Source organism: Rhodococcus aetherivorans (assembly GCF_025722975.1).
In the GTDB taxonomy this organism is placed as follows: Bacteria; Actinomycetota; Actinomycetes; order Mycobacteriales; family Mycobacteriaceae; genus Rhodococcus; species Rhodococcus aetherivorans.
In genome coordinates, this window is record NZ_CP106982.1 from 2,935,427 (window position 1) to 2,951,117 (window position 15,691).

14 protein-coding genes and 1 riboswitch are annotated in these 15,691 nt (G+C 73.2%); of the genes, 12 read left to right on the plus strand and 2 right to left on the minus strand.

Features of this window, described 5'->3' with window-relative positions; all coding sequences use genetic code 11:
- Positions 1–5 precede the first annotated feature (5 nt).
- Complete coding sequence (locus OCS65_RS13390; RefSeq protein WP_029544223.1) at positions 6–1,787, minus strand: DEDD exonuclease domain-containing protein; 1,782 nt, start codon at positions 1,785–1,787, stop codon at positions 6–8.
- A 452-nt stretch (positions 1,788–2,239) separates the two neighbouring features.
- Positions 2,240–2,407, plus strand: a riboswitch (cyclic di-AMP (ydaO/yuaA leader).
- A gap of 14 nt (positions 2,408–2,421) precedes the next feature.
- On the opposite strand from OCS65_RS13390, the gene OCS65_RS13395 reads away from it, so the two are divergent.
- The 12 genes from OCS65_RS13395 (at position 2,422) to OCS65_RS13450 (ending at position 13,404) form a co-directional block, all read left to right on the plus strand.
- Entirely contained in the window at positions 2,422–3,003 is a 582-nt protein-coding gene (locus OCS65_RS13395) for a C40 family peptidase (RefSeq protein WP_006932087.1), read from the plus strand.
- Between the two features lie 202 nt (positions 3,004–3,205).
- Positions 3,206–4,252 carry an NlpC/P60 family protein gene (locus OCS65_RS13400; RefSeq protein ID WP_006933341.1) on the plus strand — a complete coding sequence of 349 codons (1,047 nt, stop codon included), beginning with the start codon at positions 3,206–3,208 and terminating at the stop codon, positions 4,250–4,252.
- 58 nt (positions 4,253–4,310) lie between these two features.
- On the plus strand, positions 4,311–5,639 hold the full coding sequence (locus OCS65_RS13405) for a hypothetical protein (protein WP_029544220.1): 1,329 nt from the start codon (positions 4,311–4,313) through the stop codon (positions 5,637–5,639).
- 42 nt (positions 5,640–5,681) lie between these two features.
- On the plus strand, positions 5,682–6,809 hold the full coding sequence (locus tag OCS65_RS13410; protein WP_006933343.1) for a glycosyltransferase family 4 protein: 1,128 nt from the start codon (positions 5,682–5,684) through the stop codon (positions 6,807–6,809).
- Between the two features lie 77 nt (positions 6,810–6,886).
- Entirely contained in the window at positions 6,887–7,285 is a 399-nt protein-coding gene (locus OCS65_RS13415; protein WP_029544218.1) for a hypothetical protein, read from the plus strand.
- Positions 7,286–7,414: 129 nt separating this feature from the next.
- Entirely contained in the window at positions 7,415–7,852 is a 438-nt protein-coding gene (locus tag OCS65_RS13420) for an SRPBCC family protein (RefSeq protein WP_006933347.1), read from the plus strand.
- A gap of 32 nt (positions 7,853–7,884) precedes the next feature.
- Complete coding sequence (locus OCS65_RS13425; protein ID WP_050035369.1) at positions 7,885–9,105, plus strand: ArsA family ATPase; 1,221 nt, start codon at positions 7,885–7,887, stop codon at positions 9,103–9,105.
- Positions 9,102–9,509 (plus strand): hypothetical protein, encoded by a 408-nt coding sequence (locus OCS65_RS13430; protein WP_082120318.1) that lies wholly within the window; start codon positions 9,102–9,104, stop codon positions 9,507–9,509. Before OCS65_RS13425 ends, OCS65_RS13430 begins: the two co-directional genes overlap by 4 nt.
- Positions 9,510–9,522: 13 nt before the next feature.
- Positions 9,523–10,503: an ROK family protein gene (locus tag OCS65_RS13435; protein ID WP_029544213.1), complete on the plus strand. Its 981-nt coding sequence runs from the start codon at positions 9,523–9,525 to the stop codon at positions 10,501–10,503.
- A 131-nt stretch (positions 10,504–10,634) separates the two neighbouring features.
- Positions 10,635–11,372, plus strand: coding sequence for a lysophospholipid acyltransferase family protein (locus OCS65_RS13440; RefSeq protein WP_006933354.1), 738 nt, complete (start codon positions 10,635–10,637; stop codon positions 11,370–11,372).
- A gap of 52 nt (positions 11,373–11,424) precedes the next feature.
- Complete coding sequence (locus tag OCS65_RS13445; RefSeq protein WP_006933363.1) at positions 11,425–11,916, plus strand: polyadenylate-specific 3'-exoribonuclease AS; 492 nt, start codon at positions 11,425–11,427, stop codon at positions 11,914–11,916.
- Between the two features lie 102 nt (positions 11,917–12,018).
- On the plus strand, positions 12,019–13,404 hold the full coding sequence (locus OCS65_RS13450; RefSeq protein WP_006933364.1) for a class II 3-deoxy-7-phosphoheptulonate synthase: 1,386 nt from the start codon (positions 12,019–12,021) through the stop codon (positions 13,402–13,404).
- A 49-nt stretch (positions 13,405–13,453) separates the two neighbouring features.
- On the opposite strand, the gene pknB is transcribed toward OCS65_RS13450, so the two are convergent.
- A complete protein-coding gene (gene pknB, locus OCS65_RS13455; protein WP_029544209.1) occupies positions 13,454–15,472 on the minus strand; it encodes a Stk1 family PASTA domain-containing Ser/Thr kinase in 2,019 nt (672 codons plus the stop codon).
- Positions 15,473–15,691 lie beyond the last annotated feature (219 nt).

Sequence of the window (15,691 nt, forward strand, 5' to 3'; positions counted from 1 at the left end):
AGCCCTCAGCGTAGGGGGTGCGCGATCGTGACCGGCTCGGCCCCGGCGCGTGCCGTTCGGGCGAGCTCACCCCACTGCGCCCACGCCCCGGCGCCGCGGAGCGGCTCGGACCAGCCCTGGGTGGTCCGGACGATGCGGACTCCGTCGTCGTGGAGCCAGCGGGCCAGCAGTCCCAGTTCCTCGACGAGCGCACCCCGCAGCGGCGCGGTCGTCGGGCGCACGGTCTCGGCCGCGGCGGCGATCGCGTCGACGACGGGCATCGGCGGGACGCCGCGTGGAGCGACTCCCGCTGCCGCGAGCCGGCCGGCCCGGATCACCGCGAACTCCCAGCCCCCTTCGGCGCGTCGGCGGGCGGCGATCAGCTCGTCCACCGCCGCGAGGGCGGCCAGGCGCTGCGTCCGGCGCAGCGCGAACACGGCGTCGGCCGCCCGGTCCCGCAGCCGGGCCGCGCTCTCGAACAGTTCGGCGGCGCCGAGGTGGTCGATGCGCTCGCGCATCCGATGCAGCGGCGCGTCGTCCTCCCCGCGCAGCAGCGCCCGGGCGAGGTCCACCTGCCGCGCGTACTCGACGGGGGTCTGCAGCCCGGCCGCGGCGGCGGCGCAGGCCCCCACGGCCTCCGGAGGGCAGTGCTCGCCGTGCCGTTTCGTGCGGGGGATGCGCCGGGTGCAGGTCCGCAGCAGGCAGAACTCGGCGACGGTGGTGGCGACGGCGACGGCGTCGGCCCGCGACGAGAACGGGCCGACGGCGTCGGTCGGGCCGCCGCACGTCGGGGCCGGGGGCGCCGTGGTCGGTGTGCGGACGACGGACAGCCGGGGGAACGCCTCGTCCGTGAGGGTGATCCACCAGCCCCGGGTGGGGAACTTGGAGCGACGGTTGTAGGGCGGGGCGTGCGCGGCGAGCAGCCGCAGCTCCCGCACCCCGGCCTCGAGGGCATGGGCGCACTCGACGTGATCGATCCGGGTGGTGAGTGCCACCATCTCCTTCAGGCGGGGCCGGGTCTCGGATCCGGTGAAGTAGTTGCGCACGCGGCGGCGCAGGTCGACCGCGGTCCCGATGTACAGCACCTCGTCCGAGGGCCCGCGGAACAGGTACACGCCGGGCCGCCGCGGCAGGTGCGCCGCGAGGGACCGTTTGGCGCGTTGCTCGGCGGTGACGGCCGGCAGATAGTCCCGCAGTTCGGTGAGGCTGTGTACCCCTTGGTTGCCGACGCGGTCGATGAGCGCGTGCAGGACGTCGACGGTTGCCCGGGCGTCGTCGAGGGCGCGGTGCGTGGGCGTGGTGGACACCCGGAACAGCTCGGCGAGCGCGGACAGCCGCACGGACGGTGCCTCGTCCCGGCCGAGGACGCGGCGCGCGAGCTTGACCGTGCACAGTACCTGCAAGCGGGGCCACGCGACCTCGGACCGGGACGCCGCGGCCCGCAGGAATCCCACGTCGAAGCCCGCGTTGTGCGCGACGAGCACGGATCCGGCGGCGAACTCGAGGAACGAGGGCAGGACCTGCTCGATCCGGGGCGCGGCACGGACCATGGCGGTCGTGATGCCGGTGAGCTGCACGATGTTCGGGGGGATCGACCGGCCCGGGTCGACGAGCGTGGCGAACTCGCCGAGCACCTCGCCGCCGCGGATCTTGACCGCCCCGATCTCCGTGATCGCGTCGTCCGTGGAGCTGCCGCCGGTGGTCTCGAGATCGACGACGACGAAGGTGGTCTCCCGCAGCGGCGTGTCCAATTCGTCGAAACCGAGCTGCACCCCGACGGCGGGCTCGGTTCGGTGGGGCACGGTCACGACGCCAGGGTAGGGGGCGGGTCCGACACCCCGGGGACGGGGCGGAGACACCCGGAACGGTCCGGAGAGACGAGGATCACACCTTCGGTCGGCCGTGTGGGTGTGGGCGGCGGCGCGAGAGGGTATCGATACCGCGACCGGAGGGCAGGCGCCGCCTCGGTCGGCGGCTTCTCGCTTCGTCGATGCGCTCGTGATCGCCGGTTCGACCTGCGACAACGCGACGGGTTCCGGGCGCAGGCCGCCGGAGGCGCCCGGAGCGGCCGCGGGCCTGCCGCGTCCCGAACCGACCGTTATGTTTCCGTGATCGAACGGGCCGGGCCGTCGGACCCGAATCGGACATACCCGTCAATCCGCGGCGTCTCCGGCGCGGACGGTCGACATCCTCCGATGCGATTTCGTAATCTTTTCGAGACCAAGCGGTGAGGATGTCGAACCACCAGAGGGGAGACGCCGCTCGGTCACCGCCTAATCGGCGCACCCGCAGCGGGTGCCCGAGCCGGGGACCCACGTTGTCCTCTGGGGTGAATCCCCTCCGACCGCGCCAGCGGGACGAGGGGTAGGGCTGATCTTCCCAGCCCGAACCCGTCAGCTAACTCGGTCGGCGGACGAACGGAAGAAATGGAGCAACCCCCTCGTGGCGTCTCAGATTTCCAAGCGCACCGTGCGGCGCGCCGTCGTCGCCGGTGCCCTCGCTCTCGGCGCGGTCACTGTTTCGGCGGGTCCCGCCCTCGCGGAACCGATCACCATTCCCGGCGTCGGCTCGTTCGAGCTGCCGGCGGGTGTGACCCTCCCGCCGGAGGTCACCAACCTCGTCCCGCCGGCCCCGCAGGGTGCCGCGCCGGCGCCGGCCGCGCCCTTCAGCGCGCCGGTCACCTCGGTCGCACAGCGCGCCGTGGACGCCGCTCACACCAAGCTCGGCGCCCCGTACGTCTACGGCGCCGCCGGCCCGGACGCCTTCGACTGCTCCGGCCTGGTGCAGTGGGCCTACAAGCAGGCCGGCCTGAACCTGCCGCGCACCAGCTACGAGCAGGCCTCCGCCGGTCGCGCCGTGGACGTTTCGGCGCTGCAGCCCGGCGACGTCGTGTCCTTCTACGGCGGCAGCCACTCCGGCATCTACATCGGCAACGGCAACGTCATCCACGCGTCGACCTCGGGCCAGCCCGTGAAGGTCGCCCCGGTGAACTCGATGCCGGTCGACGGGGCCCGTCGCTACTGAGCGACGACTCGACGACTGCCACGCAGTGGCGCAGCGGGGGCGGACCGGTCGATGCCGGTCCGCCCCCGCCGGTTTTCCGGGATTCGCCTACCCGGCGCTGCGTGACCTACCGGTGGGTAGACACGAACCAATGCCCTTCCGTAACCTGATCGAGATTTTTCGGGTAACGGGTGCGCAACGTCGAACGAAAGGACCTGGTCCCGTGGTGGTGGACAGGACGAAACGGTCGCTTCGGGCGCTGGTGGCAATCGGAGTGCTGCTGACGGTGGCGTTCGCGGCCGCCCCGGCCGGAGCCGACCCGGTGGGGGAGAGCCCCACCGTCGCCCTGGAGCGGCTCGCCGAGCTGTCGCGCAAGTCCGAGCAGACCACCGAGGCGCTGCACAATGCCGGAATCGATCTCGACGCGAAGGTCGACGCCCAGCGCGCCGCCGACGCGGAGCTGGCCCGCGACCGCGAGGCGCTGGCCGCCGCGGAAGCAGAACTCGCGGTCTTCCGCCCGACCGTGGACAAGCTCGCCGTCGCCAATTACCGCGGTGCCCGCACCAACCGGCTGTTCGCCCTGATGGTCAGCGACTCACCCCAGCAGCTGCTCGACCAGATGTCGGCGCTCGACGTCATCGCCCAGGAGACCGCCGACCAGGTCGCGGGATTCCGCACCGCGTCGTCGGCCGCCGCGGAGGCGGCGCTGGCGTCCCAGCGCTCGGTCGACGAGGCGCGTGCCGCCGCCGAGCAGGCGCAAGCCGTGCGCGACGATCTGCAGCGGCAGCAGAGCGAGCTCGAGGCCCAGATCGACGAGGTGCTCGCCGCCTTCGCCGAGCTGAGCGCCGAGGAGAAGGCCACGCTGGCCGGCGCGCCGTTCCCGCCGGGATTCGACGCCGAGAAGATCCTGTCGGGCCTCGCCCCCGGTAGCGGCAGCGGTGCCCTGCAGGCCGGCATGACCAGGATCGGCAGCCCGTACAGCTGGGGGGCCACCGGCCCCTCCGCGTTCGACTGCTCCGGCCTCGTGGTGTGGGCCTACAAGCAGATCGGCAAGAGCCTGCCGCGCTCGAGCCAGGCCCAGGCCCAGGGCGGCACCCCCGTCCCGCGCGACCAGCTCCAGCCCGGCGACGTCGTGACCTTCTACGACGACGCCTCGCACGTGGGGCTGTACGCGGGCAACGGCAACGTCCTGCACGCCTCCACGTACGGCGTGCCCGTCAAGGTCGCCCCGATGGACAGGATGCCGTTCCACAACGCCCGCCGGTACTGACGCCCGTCGTGCCGCCACCCCCACGGTGCCGGTGTGAGCGCGACCTACACTGGCCGCCGTGCCCGCGCCCGATTCGTCCCGCCGTCCCCCCGGCAGCCGCCGGTGGGAGCGACTCGGCGTGGCCGGGCTGATCGTCGCGGTCGTGGCCGTCGGCCTCACGCTCGCGTTCACGCCCGACGACGAGCCGGCCGAACCGGCGTCGCGCACGGCCGTGCAGGGGCTGCTCGACACCTGGTCCCGGGCCGTGCGCTCCGCCGACCGGGCGGCGTTGGCGGCCCTCGTGGACCCGCAGGCCCGCCCGGGGTTGCTCGACGCGGAGGTGCGGCGCGCCGAGGCCCTCGCCGCGTTGCCGCTGGCGGACTTCGGTTACGAGCTCGGCCAGGACCCCGGGACCGACGTGACCGACGACGTCGGGGCCCGCCTCGGCGCCGACGAGGCCCGCGCCCACACCGTCCTGCTGCGCTACGCCGTCGAGGGCATCGACGACGAACCGACGCGCAAGCCCGTCACGCTGCTCCTCGCCCGCCGGGGTGAGCAGTGGCGCCTCGTCGACGACCGCCCGCTGCCGGGTGCGGAGACCACCACCTGGCGGGGGCCGTGGGACTACGGACCGCTGCTGGTCCGGGCCGTGGACACCGGGGCCGGGGGGCGGTCCCTCGTCGTCGGGCACCCCGAGCACTCGTCCCTCGTCTCGGACATCGCCGGCGAACTCGAGGCCGCGGTGGAGGCCGTGGACGCCGCGTGGGGAACCGAGTGGCCCCGCCGCGCCCTCGTGCTCGTCACCGCCTCGCACGACGAGTTCACCGCCCAGGTCGGCAGCCGCTACAACGGCGCGGAGATCGCCGCCGTCGCCGTGTCCGACGCTGTCGACCACGAGCGCGGCGAGACCACCGGCCAGCGCATCGTCTTCAGCCCCGCCGCCGGGCAGCGGCTGGACGCGGCGGGCCTGCGGGCGATCCTGCGCCACGAACTCACCCACGTCGCGGCCCGCACCGACACGGTCGACGGGTCGCCGCTGTGGATCCTCGAGGGCTACGCCGACTACGTGGGCTACCGCAACGCCGACGGTGCCCTCGGCGTCATCGCGCCCACCCTCGCCGCCGCCGTCGCCGAGCGTGGGGCGCCCACCGCGCTGCCTACAGACGCCGACTTCGCCGGCGACGGTGCGCGTCTGGCGTACGAGAGCGCGTGGTCGATCGCGACGTTCGTCGCCGGGGAGTTCGGCGGCGATCGTCTCACCGCCCTGTACCGGCGGCTGGCCACCGGGCCCGTCGACGCCGCGGAACTCGACGCCGCGCTCGGCGACGTGCTCGGTGCGGATGCGGAGCAATTCGTCGCCCGATGGCAGACCTGGCTCGAGGCGCAGGTGCCGGCCCGGGTCGGCTGACCCGGCGTCCGCGCCCGCCACGGCACCGCCTACGGTGAGCGCATGCCCCGAACGCTGCTGGTCACCAACGACTTTCCGCCCCGGCCCGGGGGGATCCAGTCCTACCTGCAGGCGTTCGCGTCCCAGTTGCCCCCGGACGAACTCGTCGTGTACGCCCCGCGATGGCGCGGTGACAGCCACGTGAAGTTCGACGCCCGGCAACCCTTCGAGGTTGTCCGCCACCCCACCACCCTGATGCTGCCGACCCCCGCAGTGGCACGGCGGGCCACCCGGCTGATGAGCGACCGGGCCTGCGAGAACGTGTGGTTCGGCGCCGCGGCGCCGCTCGCCCTGCTCGCGCCCGTGCTGCGCCGCGCCGGTGCCCGCCGGGTCCTGGCCAGCACCCACGGGCACGAGGTGGGCTGGTCGATGGTGCCCGCCGGACGGCAGGCGCTGCGCCGCATCGGTGACCACACCGACGCCGTCACGTACGTCAGCCGGTACACCCGCGGTCGATTCGCCTCGGCGTTCGGGCCCGGCGCGGGGCTCGAGCATCTGCCCTCCGGCGTGGACACCGAGGTGTTCCGGCCGGACCCCGCCGCTCGCGCGGAACTGCGCGCCCGGTACGGGCTGGGCGACCGGCCCACCGTGCTGTGCCTGTCCCGGCTCGTGCCCCGCAAGGGCCAGGACATGCTCATCCGTGCGCTGCCGGAGGTCCGCCGTCGCATCGACGGGGCGGTGCTCGTGATCGTCGGCGGCGGCCCGTACCAGGACCGCCTCCGGGACTTGGTCCGCGCGGTCGGGGTCGACGACCACGTCGTGATCACCGGCGGGGTGCCGGCTGCCGAACTCCCCGCCCACCACACCATCGCGGACGTGTTCGCGATGCCGTGCCGTACGCGCGGCGCCGGCCTCGACGTCGAGGGTCTCGGGATCGTCTACCTCGAGGCGTCCGCCACCGGGGTGCCCGTGGTGGCGGGCCGGTCCGGCGGTGCGCCGGAGACCGTACGCGCAGGGGAGACCGGGGTCGTCGTCGACGGCACGTCGGTCGCGGCGGTCGCGGGCGCCGTCGCCGACGTCCTCGCCGACCGCGACCGGGCGGCGGCGATGGGCGCGGCGGGCCGCGCCTGGGTCGGCGCCGAATGGCGGTGGGACGTGCTCGGTGCGAAACTGCGGCGCCTGCTGGCCTGACGCCCCGACCGGCCCGCGCGCCCGACCGACCCGGCCCCCTGGACGAGCCGGAACCGGCGGTGTGTGAAGCTTTCCCCGTGAGCAGCATTCAGGTGGCCGATCAGACCTTCGTCGCCGCGTCGCCGCGGCGGATCGCGGCCGAGATCGCCGAGCCCCGCCGCTGGCGTGCGTGGTGGCCCGACCTGGCTCTGACGGTCCGCGAGGACCGGGCCGACAAGGGCATCCGGTGGTCGGTCGCCGGCGCGCTGAACGGCACGATGGAGGTCTGGCTCGAGCCGATGCTCGACGGCGCGATCGTGCACTACTTCCTGCACTGCGAACCGACCGGGGTGCCGCCGGAGCGGGTGGGCGAACTCGACCTCGCCACGATGAACCACCGGCGTCGCGTCGCCGGCAAGGCCATGACCTTCGACGTCAAACGGCGACTGGACGCGGGCCGCGCCGCCGGCGAACCGCCCCGGGACGGAAATCCCTGATCCGACGGCCGAGCACCTGCAGGCGACGAGCCCTCCCCGGAACTACTACGGTGTGATAGACAACGGTTCCCGCGTGTGCCGACCGGTGGGACGGACGGCGGGGACAGAGGGAAAGGAAGCGTTGGTCGCATGGCCGAGAAGACCAAGAGGTCGATCACCATCGATGCTCCGTCCGATCGGGTGATGGCCGTGATCGCCGACTTCGACGCGTACCCCGCCTGGGTTTCGGCGGCGAAGTCCGTGGAAGTGCTCGCCGTCGAGTCCGGGGGACGCGCGGAGCGGGTCCGGTTCGTGCTCGACGCAGGGGTGGTGCGCGACACCTACGAGCTGGTCTACCAGTGGGCCCCGGACGGCCGATCGGTCAGCTGGGAGCTCGTCGCGGGCGAGATCCAGAAGGCCCAGTTCGGCTCCTACATCCTGACCGAAGCGCCGGAGGGCGGCACCACCGTGTACTACGAGCTGACGGTGGACCTGACCATCCCGATGATCGGCCTGTTCAAACGAAAGGCCGAGAAGGTGATCACCGACACCGCGCTGAAGGAACTCAAGAAGCGGGTGGAAGGCTGAGCGGGCACGCCGGGCGGCCCGGCCCCGCCGCCGTGCAGCTCTTCGTCGGCAAGGGGGGCACCGGCAAGACGACCCTCGCGGCGGCGACCGCCCTCGCGGCGGCTCGTTCCGGGGTTCGCACCCTCGTGGTCTCCCTCGATCAGGCGCACTCGCTGACGGATGTGTTCGCCGTCGACCCGGCGACGCCGGGATCCGTCGATGCGCGCATCGTCCCGGTCACCGGCGGCCTCGACACGCTGGAGATCGATTCGCTCGCCCTGCTCGAGCAGCGCTTCGCGCTCCTGGCCGCGCTCGCCGCCGCCGGCGGCGCCCACGAGCACGGCGACCGGTTCGGCATCCCGGCACCCGAGGAAGTCACCGGGCTGCCCGGCGTGCAGGAGATCCTCGCCCTCGGCGAGGTGGCCCGCCTGGCCGACACGGGACGCTGGGACGCGGTGATCGTCGACCTCCCCGCGTCCGCGGACGCCTTCCGCACGCTCGCCGCGCCGGCGACGGTGTCGGAGTACATCGAGCGGATCTGGCCCCGGCACAGCCGCATCGTCGCGGCGACGGGTGCCGACCCGCGTCTGGCCCTGGTCGTGGCGCTCGTCGACCGCGTCGTCGACCACACCGCGACCGTGCGGGACCTGCTCGCCGACCACTCCCGCACCTCGGTCCACCTCGTCGCCACCGCCGATCGACTCGGCGTCGCCGAGGCGCGGCGGCTGCGGTCCTGGACGGCCCTGTCCGGTCTGCGGCTGGCGCGCGTGCTCGTCAATCGGACCGTCCCGGACTTCCCGGCGGACGAGGCCGGGCCCGCCGCGACCTGGCTCGCCGAGCAGCGCGGGGGGCAGCGCCGGATCGTGGCGGAGATCGAGACGATTCTCGGCGCCGTCGCCGTGGTCGAGTGCGAGCAGCGATGCACCGAACCGGTAGGGTTGGCCTCTCTGGCGGCGCTTGCGGAGTCGCTGTACCCGGACGGCGTGGCGCCGCATACGCCGGAGGATTCCGGCGTGGAGCCGGTGCGGGTACAGCGCGAATCGGGGACAGGGGTGGATGCGGTGTACACGATGCGGATGCATCTGCCGCTGGCGGACGCGGCATCGCTGACACTCGGCCGGGTGGACGACGACCTGGTGATCGGTGCCGACGGGATGCGTCGCCGGGTGCGGCTCGCGTCCGGTCTGCGGCGCTGCACCGTCTCCGGCGCCGAGTTCGAGGGATCCGACCTGCTGGTGCGGTTCCGTCCCGATCCCGCGGTGTGGCCGCAGTGAGCGCCGATCACGACGTCCTCGTCGCCGAACTGCGGGCGCTGGCCGACGCCGTTCTCGACCGGCTCGAGCAGACGGTGCAGCGATTCGCCGAACCCGCACCGCCCGCCCGGCCCGCGCCCGGCGCGACGACCGGGGACGCGGCCGCCGCGCCCGCCTCGGCGCCGAGCGGATGCAGCTGGTGCCCGCTGTGCGCCGTCGCGGCCGCGGTGCGGGGCGAGCCGCACGAACTCCTCACCCGCCTCGCCACCCAGATCGCGGCCCTGATCGCCCTGCTGCGGGACCTGCTCGCCCGGTACCTTCCGCCCTCAGGGGCCGGCCCCGACGGGCCGGATCCGCAGACCCCGCCCCCGGCTCCCGGCCGCAGCGGTGCGTTCGTGCCGATCTCGGTCACGATCCGGCGCTGATCGGGTCCACACCGTGAGCACGGATCGACTCACGATCGGAATCGACGTGGGCGGCACCAGCATTCGCGCGGCCGTCGTCGACGGCACCGGATCCGTCGTCGACACCGTCCGGTCGCCGACCCCGCACTCGGGCCGCGCCCTCGAGGATGCCCTCGACCGCACCGTCGCCCGCCTGGCGGGACGCAACGAGGTCACCGCCGTCGGGCTCGCCGTCGCCGGATTCCTCACCGCCGACCGTCGCGTCGTCCGTTTCGCCCCGCACCTGCCGTGGGCGGACGTGCCCGTGGCCGAGCGGATGAGCGCGCGGATCGGCCTGCCGGTGATCCTCGAGCACGACGCCAACGCCGCGGCGTGGGCCGAGTACCGGTTCGGTGCGGCCGCCGGTGTCCGCACGACCGTGCTGGTGGCCGTCGGCACCGGGGTCGGCGCCGCCCTGCTCCTGGACGGTGTGCCGTTCCGGGGCGCGCACGGCATCGCCCCCGAACTCGGGCACCTGCAGGTGGTTCCCGACGGGCGGCCCTGCGCGTGCGGGAAGCGGGGCTGCTGGGAGCGGTACTGCAGCGGCACCGCGCTGGTCGACACGGCGATCGAATTGCTCGCGGCAGACCCGGACCGGTCCTCCCCGCTCACCCGTGACGTCGCGGCGGATCCCGGGGCACTGACCGGACGACGGATCGCCGAGGCCGCGCAGGACGGCGACCCGCTCGCCGTCGCGGCGATGGCCGAGTTCGCCCGTTGGCTCGGGCTGGGCCTGGCGATGGTCGCCGACCTCTACGACCCGGACCTGGTCGTCATCGCGGGTGGGGTGTCGGGGTCGGCGTCTCTGTTCCTCGACGACGCCCGCGGTCACTACGCGGCGGCCCTGACCGGGCGTGGTCACCGGCCGCTCGCCGGGGTCCGCGCCGCGCACCTCGGCGACGCCGCCGGCCTGGTGGGCGCGGCCGACCTCGCCCGCGAATCGTCCCGGTCCGGACGAAACGGACCAGGCGGCTGAGATGATCGTCACGTCCATCGCTGTGAGGCGGGACCGCGGCGTGCCACGGTGTGCACGGCGACACCCCGCCGTCGTAGAGTCGACCGGCAGGCACGATCTGCCTGCGCGTTTCGGAGACGGGGAAGGACGCCATGTGGTATTGGCTTTTCAAGTACGTCCTGCTGGGGCCGCTGCTCTGGCTCATGGGGCGGCCGAAAATCGAAGGGGCGGAGCACATCCCGACCGACGGCCCCGCGATCCTCGCCAGTAATCACAAAGCCGTCCTCGACTCCTTCTTCCTTCCCCTGGTGGTACCGCGGCGCATCACCTTCCTCGCCAAGAGCGAGTACTTCACCGGCCCCGGGCTCAAGGGGCGGTTCCAGCGCTGGTTCTTCTCCGCGGTCGGGCAGGTCCCGATCGACCGCACCGGCGCCGACGCCGCGCAGGACGCCCTCAACGCCGGCGTCCGCGTCCTCTCCCAGGGCAAGCTGCTCGGCATCTACCCGGAGGGCACCCGGTCGCCGGACGGCCGCCTCTACAAGGGCAAGACCGGTATCGCCCGGCTGGCCCTGCAGACCGGCGTGAAGGTCATCCCGGTGGCGATGATCGGCACCGACGAGATGAACCCCATCGGGTCGAAGATGTGGAAGCCGGCCAAGGTGACGGTCCGGATCGGGGAACCGATCGACTTCTCCCGCTTCGAGGGCATGGGCGGCAACCGTTTCGTCGAGCGCACCGTCACCGACGAGGTGATGTACGCGCTGATGCGCCTGTCGGGCCAGCAATATGTCGACATCTACGCGGCCTCCCTGAAGAACCGGCCCGCCGAACAGGATGCGGCCGCCACGGCCGCCGACGCCGATCGCCTGCCCGACACGCAGGCCGGCTGACGCCGGATACCGGCGACACCCGCCCGGCCGCGGCCGGGCATAATGTGCGCACGTGCGTTACTTCTACGACTGCGAGTTCATCGAGGATGGTCGCACCATCGAGCTCGTGTCGATCGGTGTCGCCTGCGAGGACGGGCGCGAATTCTATGCGGTGTCGACGGAGTTCGACCCCGAGCGGGCCGGGCCCTGGGTGCGGCGGCACGTACTGCCGAAGCTGCCGCCCCCGGCGCATCCCGCCTGGAAGTCCCGGACCCGCATCCGCGACGACCTGATGTCCTTCCTGATCCCGCGGCCGGGCATCCAGCCCGAGCTGTGGGCCTGGCTCGGGGCCTACGACCACGTCGCGCTCGTCCAGCTCTGGGGAACCATGCCGGAACTGCCCGACGCGCTGCCCAAATTCACCCGCGAGCTGCGCCAGCACTGGGAGCAGCACGGCAAGCCCCCCCTGCCGCCGGTGCCGGACGACAACCACGACGCCCTCGCCGATGCCCGCCACAACCTCGCCAAGTTCGAGGCGATCGAGGCCGCGCGGCTGTACCGCTGAACCGGGTGCCGCGGCCGCCGGGCGGGCCGGCGGGACGGGGTGTGGCATCGACCCACCCGGGGGTGCGTGTCCCTCGTCGCGCCGGGGCCATATCCTGGTGGTGTGAACTGGACTGTCGATGTGCCGATCGACCGCTTGCCGACCCTTCCGCCGCTCCCCGCCGAGCTGCGCGAAAGGCTGGACGCGGCCCTGGCCAAGCCCGCCCTGCAGCAGCCGAGCTGGCCCGAGGACCAGGCGTCGGCGATGCGTACCGTGCTCGAGAGCGTGCCGCCGATCACCGTGGCCCGCGAGGTCGAGGACCTACAGAACCACCTCGCCGCGGTCGCGCGGGGTGAGGCCTTCCTGCTCCAGGGCGGTGACTGCGCCGAGACCTTCGCCGACAACACCGAGCCGCACATCAAGGCCAACATCCGCACGCTGCTGCAGATGGCCGTCGTGCTGACCTACGGCGCGTCGCTGCCGGTCGTGAAGGTCGCGCGGATTGCCGGACAGTACGCCAAGCCGCGGTCGTCGGACATCGACGCGCTCGGGCTGCAGTCGTACCGGGGCGACATGATCAACTCGCTGGTCGCCGATTCCGCCGTGCGTGCGCACGACCCGTCCCGGCTGATCCGCGCCTACGCCAACGCCAGCGCCGCGATGAACCTGGTCCGGGCCATCACCGCCGCCGGCGAGGCGGACCTGCACCGGGTGCACGACTGGAACCGGGAGTTCGTCGCATCCTCCCCGGCCGGCGCGCGGTACGAGGCCCTCGCCTCCGAGATCGACCGCGGCCTGCGCTTCATGGACGCGTGCGGCGTCGTCGATCCCAACCTGAAGGCTGCCACCATCTACGCCAGCCACGAGGCGCTGGTCCTCGACTACGAGCGGGCCATGCTCCGGCTCGATAACACCGACGGGCACCCCCGGCTCTACGACCTGTCGGCGCACTTCCTGTGGATCGGTGACCGCACCCGCCAGCTCGACGGCGCCCACATCGCCTTCGCCGAGCTGCTGGCCAACCCGATCGGCCTGAAGATCGGCCCCAGCACCACACCCGAGATGGCGGCCGAGTACGTCGAGCGGCTCGATCCCACCAACAAGCCGGGCCGGCTGACCCTCATCTCCCGGATGGGGCACGCGAAGGTGCGCGATCTGCTGCCCCCGATCATCGCCAAGGTGCAGGCGACCGGTCACCAGGTCATCTGGCAGTGCGACCCGATGCACGGCAATACCCACGAGGCGTCCACGGGGTACAAGACCCGGCACTTCGACCGGATCGTCGACGAGGTGCAGGGCTTCTTCGAGGTGCACAACGCCCTGGGCACCCATCCCGGCGGCATCCACATCGAACTCACCGGTGAGAACGTCACGGAATGCCTCGGCGGCGCACAGGACATCTCCGACATCGACCTGCACGGCCGTTACGAGACCGCGTGCGACCCGCGCCTGAACACCCAGCAGTCGCTCGAGCTGGCGTTCCTGGTCGCGGAGATGCTCCGCGGCTGACCCTCCGCGGAGCGGCCGGGTCCCGGGGCCTTCCGGGTCGTCAGGGGCCTCAGGGCAGTGCGGTGAGAGTCACCGTGCCGCCCGGCTCGACCCGGTCGCCCGCGCCCGGGCTCTGACCGATCACCACCGAACGGTCGGAGCCCGCGAACTGGCGCACCTCCACGTCCAGCCCCAGCCGGCCGAGCTCGTCGCGTGCCGCGGCGACCGTGCGGCCCAGCAGCGAGGGCACCTTCACCGCGTTCGACACCAGCAGCGTGACGCTGCCGCCGGCGTTGACCCGGTTCCCGACCGCCGGGTCGGTGCCCGCCACCCGTCCCGCGTCGACCTCCGCGTCGAACACCTCCCGCGTCTCGCGCACCGTGAGGCCGACCGTGTCCAGGGCCCGCCGGGCCTCGTCGACCGTGCGGCCCGCGACGTCGGGCACATCCACCGGCGGTGATCCCTTGCTGACGATCACCTTGACTTCCGCTCCCACCGGCAGGACCGTGCCGGGCGCCGGATCGAGGGCCGCGACCCCGCCCTCCTCGACGGCCGTGCTGTAGGCGGTGCCGCCGTCCACGGGGACGAGGGTCCGGTTGCGTAGTTCCTGCTCCACCACGTCGCGGTCGCCGCCCCCGACGATGGTGGGCACGGTCGGCCGGCCCAGCGAGACGAGCAGCACCACCTCGTCACCCCGGGCGACCCGGCTGCCCGCCTCCGGGTCGGTACCGAGCACGGTGTCGACCGAGGCGTCGTCGGAGTACTCGCCCTGCACCTCGGGAGTCACCTCGGCCGCCTGCAGCGCCGCGAGCGCGGTGTCCCGATCGGCGCCGAGCACGCTGGGCACGGTGGTCATCCGTCCGGACCCGAGCCACCATCCGCCGAAACCGACGGCCAGGGCCAGCACCAGGATCGCCAGCAGCCACAGCAGCGTCGTCCGCCGGTTACGTCGGCGCTCGGCGGCGAAATCGGCGACCGGGACCCGGGCAGGCTCGGCCTGCGGCCCCGACAACTCGGCACGCGGGTGCTGCTGGGTCACGACCTTCGTGTGCTGCGGGCCCACGGGGGCGAGCTGGGCCGCCGGTCCGGGCGGCATCGCGGGCGGGGGCAGCGGCCGCGAGGGTGGGGCCGCGGCGCGCACCGCCACCGTCGGCGGCGCAGGATCCACCGCGGCCGTCGCCGGTTCCGCGACGGCCGAAAGATGCTGCGCGGACCGTCGCGGTGCGGGCACCCGGTAGCGGGGCAGCGCCAGGACGTCGCAGACCTCGCTCAGCGCAGCGGCCATCGCCGCGGCGTCCGGGAACCGCTCACCCGGCTCCCGCTCGGTGGCGTGCCGGACCAGTTCGTCGAACTGCTCCGGGACCCCGTCGATGAGGGAACCGGGGTCCGGGACATCCCTGTCGACCCGCTGATAGGCCACCGAGAGCGACGTGTCGCCGGTGAACGGGGTGCGCCCGGTGAGCATCTCGAACAGCAGGATCCCGGTCGCGTACACGTCGCTGCGCGCGTCGGCGGTGCCCGTGGTCACCTGCTCCGGCGACAGATAGGCGGCGGTACCCAGGATGACGCTGCGCGACGTCGTCGTCGCCGCGGCGACCGCGCGCACGAGCCCGAAGTCGGCGATCTTCACCTCCCCGGCGTCGGAGATCAGCACATTCTCCGGCTTGACGTCGCGGTGCACCAGGCCGGCGCGGTGCGCCACCGCCAGCGCCCCCAGCACCGGCGCCGCGACGGCGGCCGCCGCGTGTGGTGGCATCGGGCCCCGTTCGCGCAGCAGTTCGCGCAGCGTGCCGCCCTCGACGAGTTCCATCACCAGGAAGACATGGTCCCCGTCCTGCCCCTGGTCGTACACCGCCACCAGACCCGGATGGGTCAACCGGGCCACCGACCGCGCCTCGAACTCGAACCGCGCAAGGAACTGAGGATCGGCCGCGAACTGCGGATCCATGACCTTCACGGCTACCGGACGGTCGAGCCGCAGGTCCGTGCCGCGGTACACGGTGGACATGCCGCCACGGGCGATCGGTGCCTCGATGCGGTAGCGCCGTTCGAGCACCGTGCCGATCAGGCGGTCGCCTCCAGAGCTCACCCGGTGTACCCCCGTGTTCATGCCGTCGATTCCTGCGTAGGTGCGGCGTGCGACGGGTCGGGCCGTCGGGTGCGCCTCTGTCGATCGTAGCCAGCGCACGAACCACCCGGTTACACGTGCGCGGCTCGCCGCGGTGACACTGCGCGGCTCGCCGCGGTGACACTGCGCGGCTCGCCGCGGTGATCACCCGACGGCCCGTCGTGGCAGCCGCCGCGAACC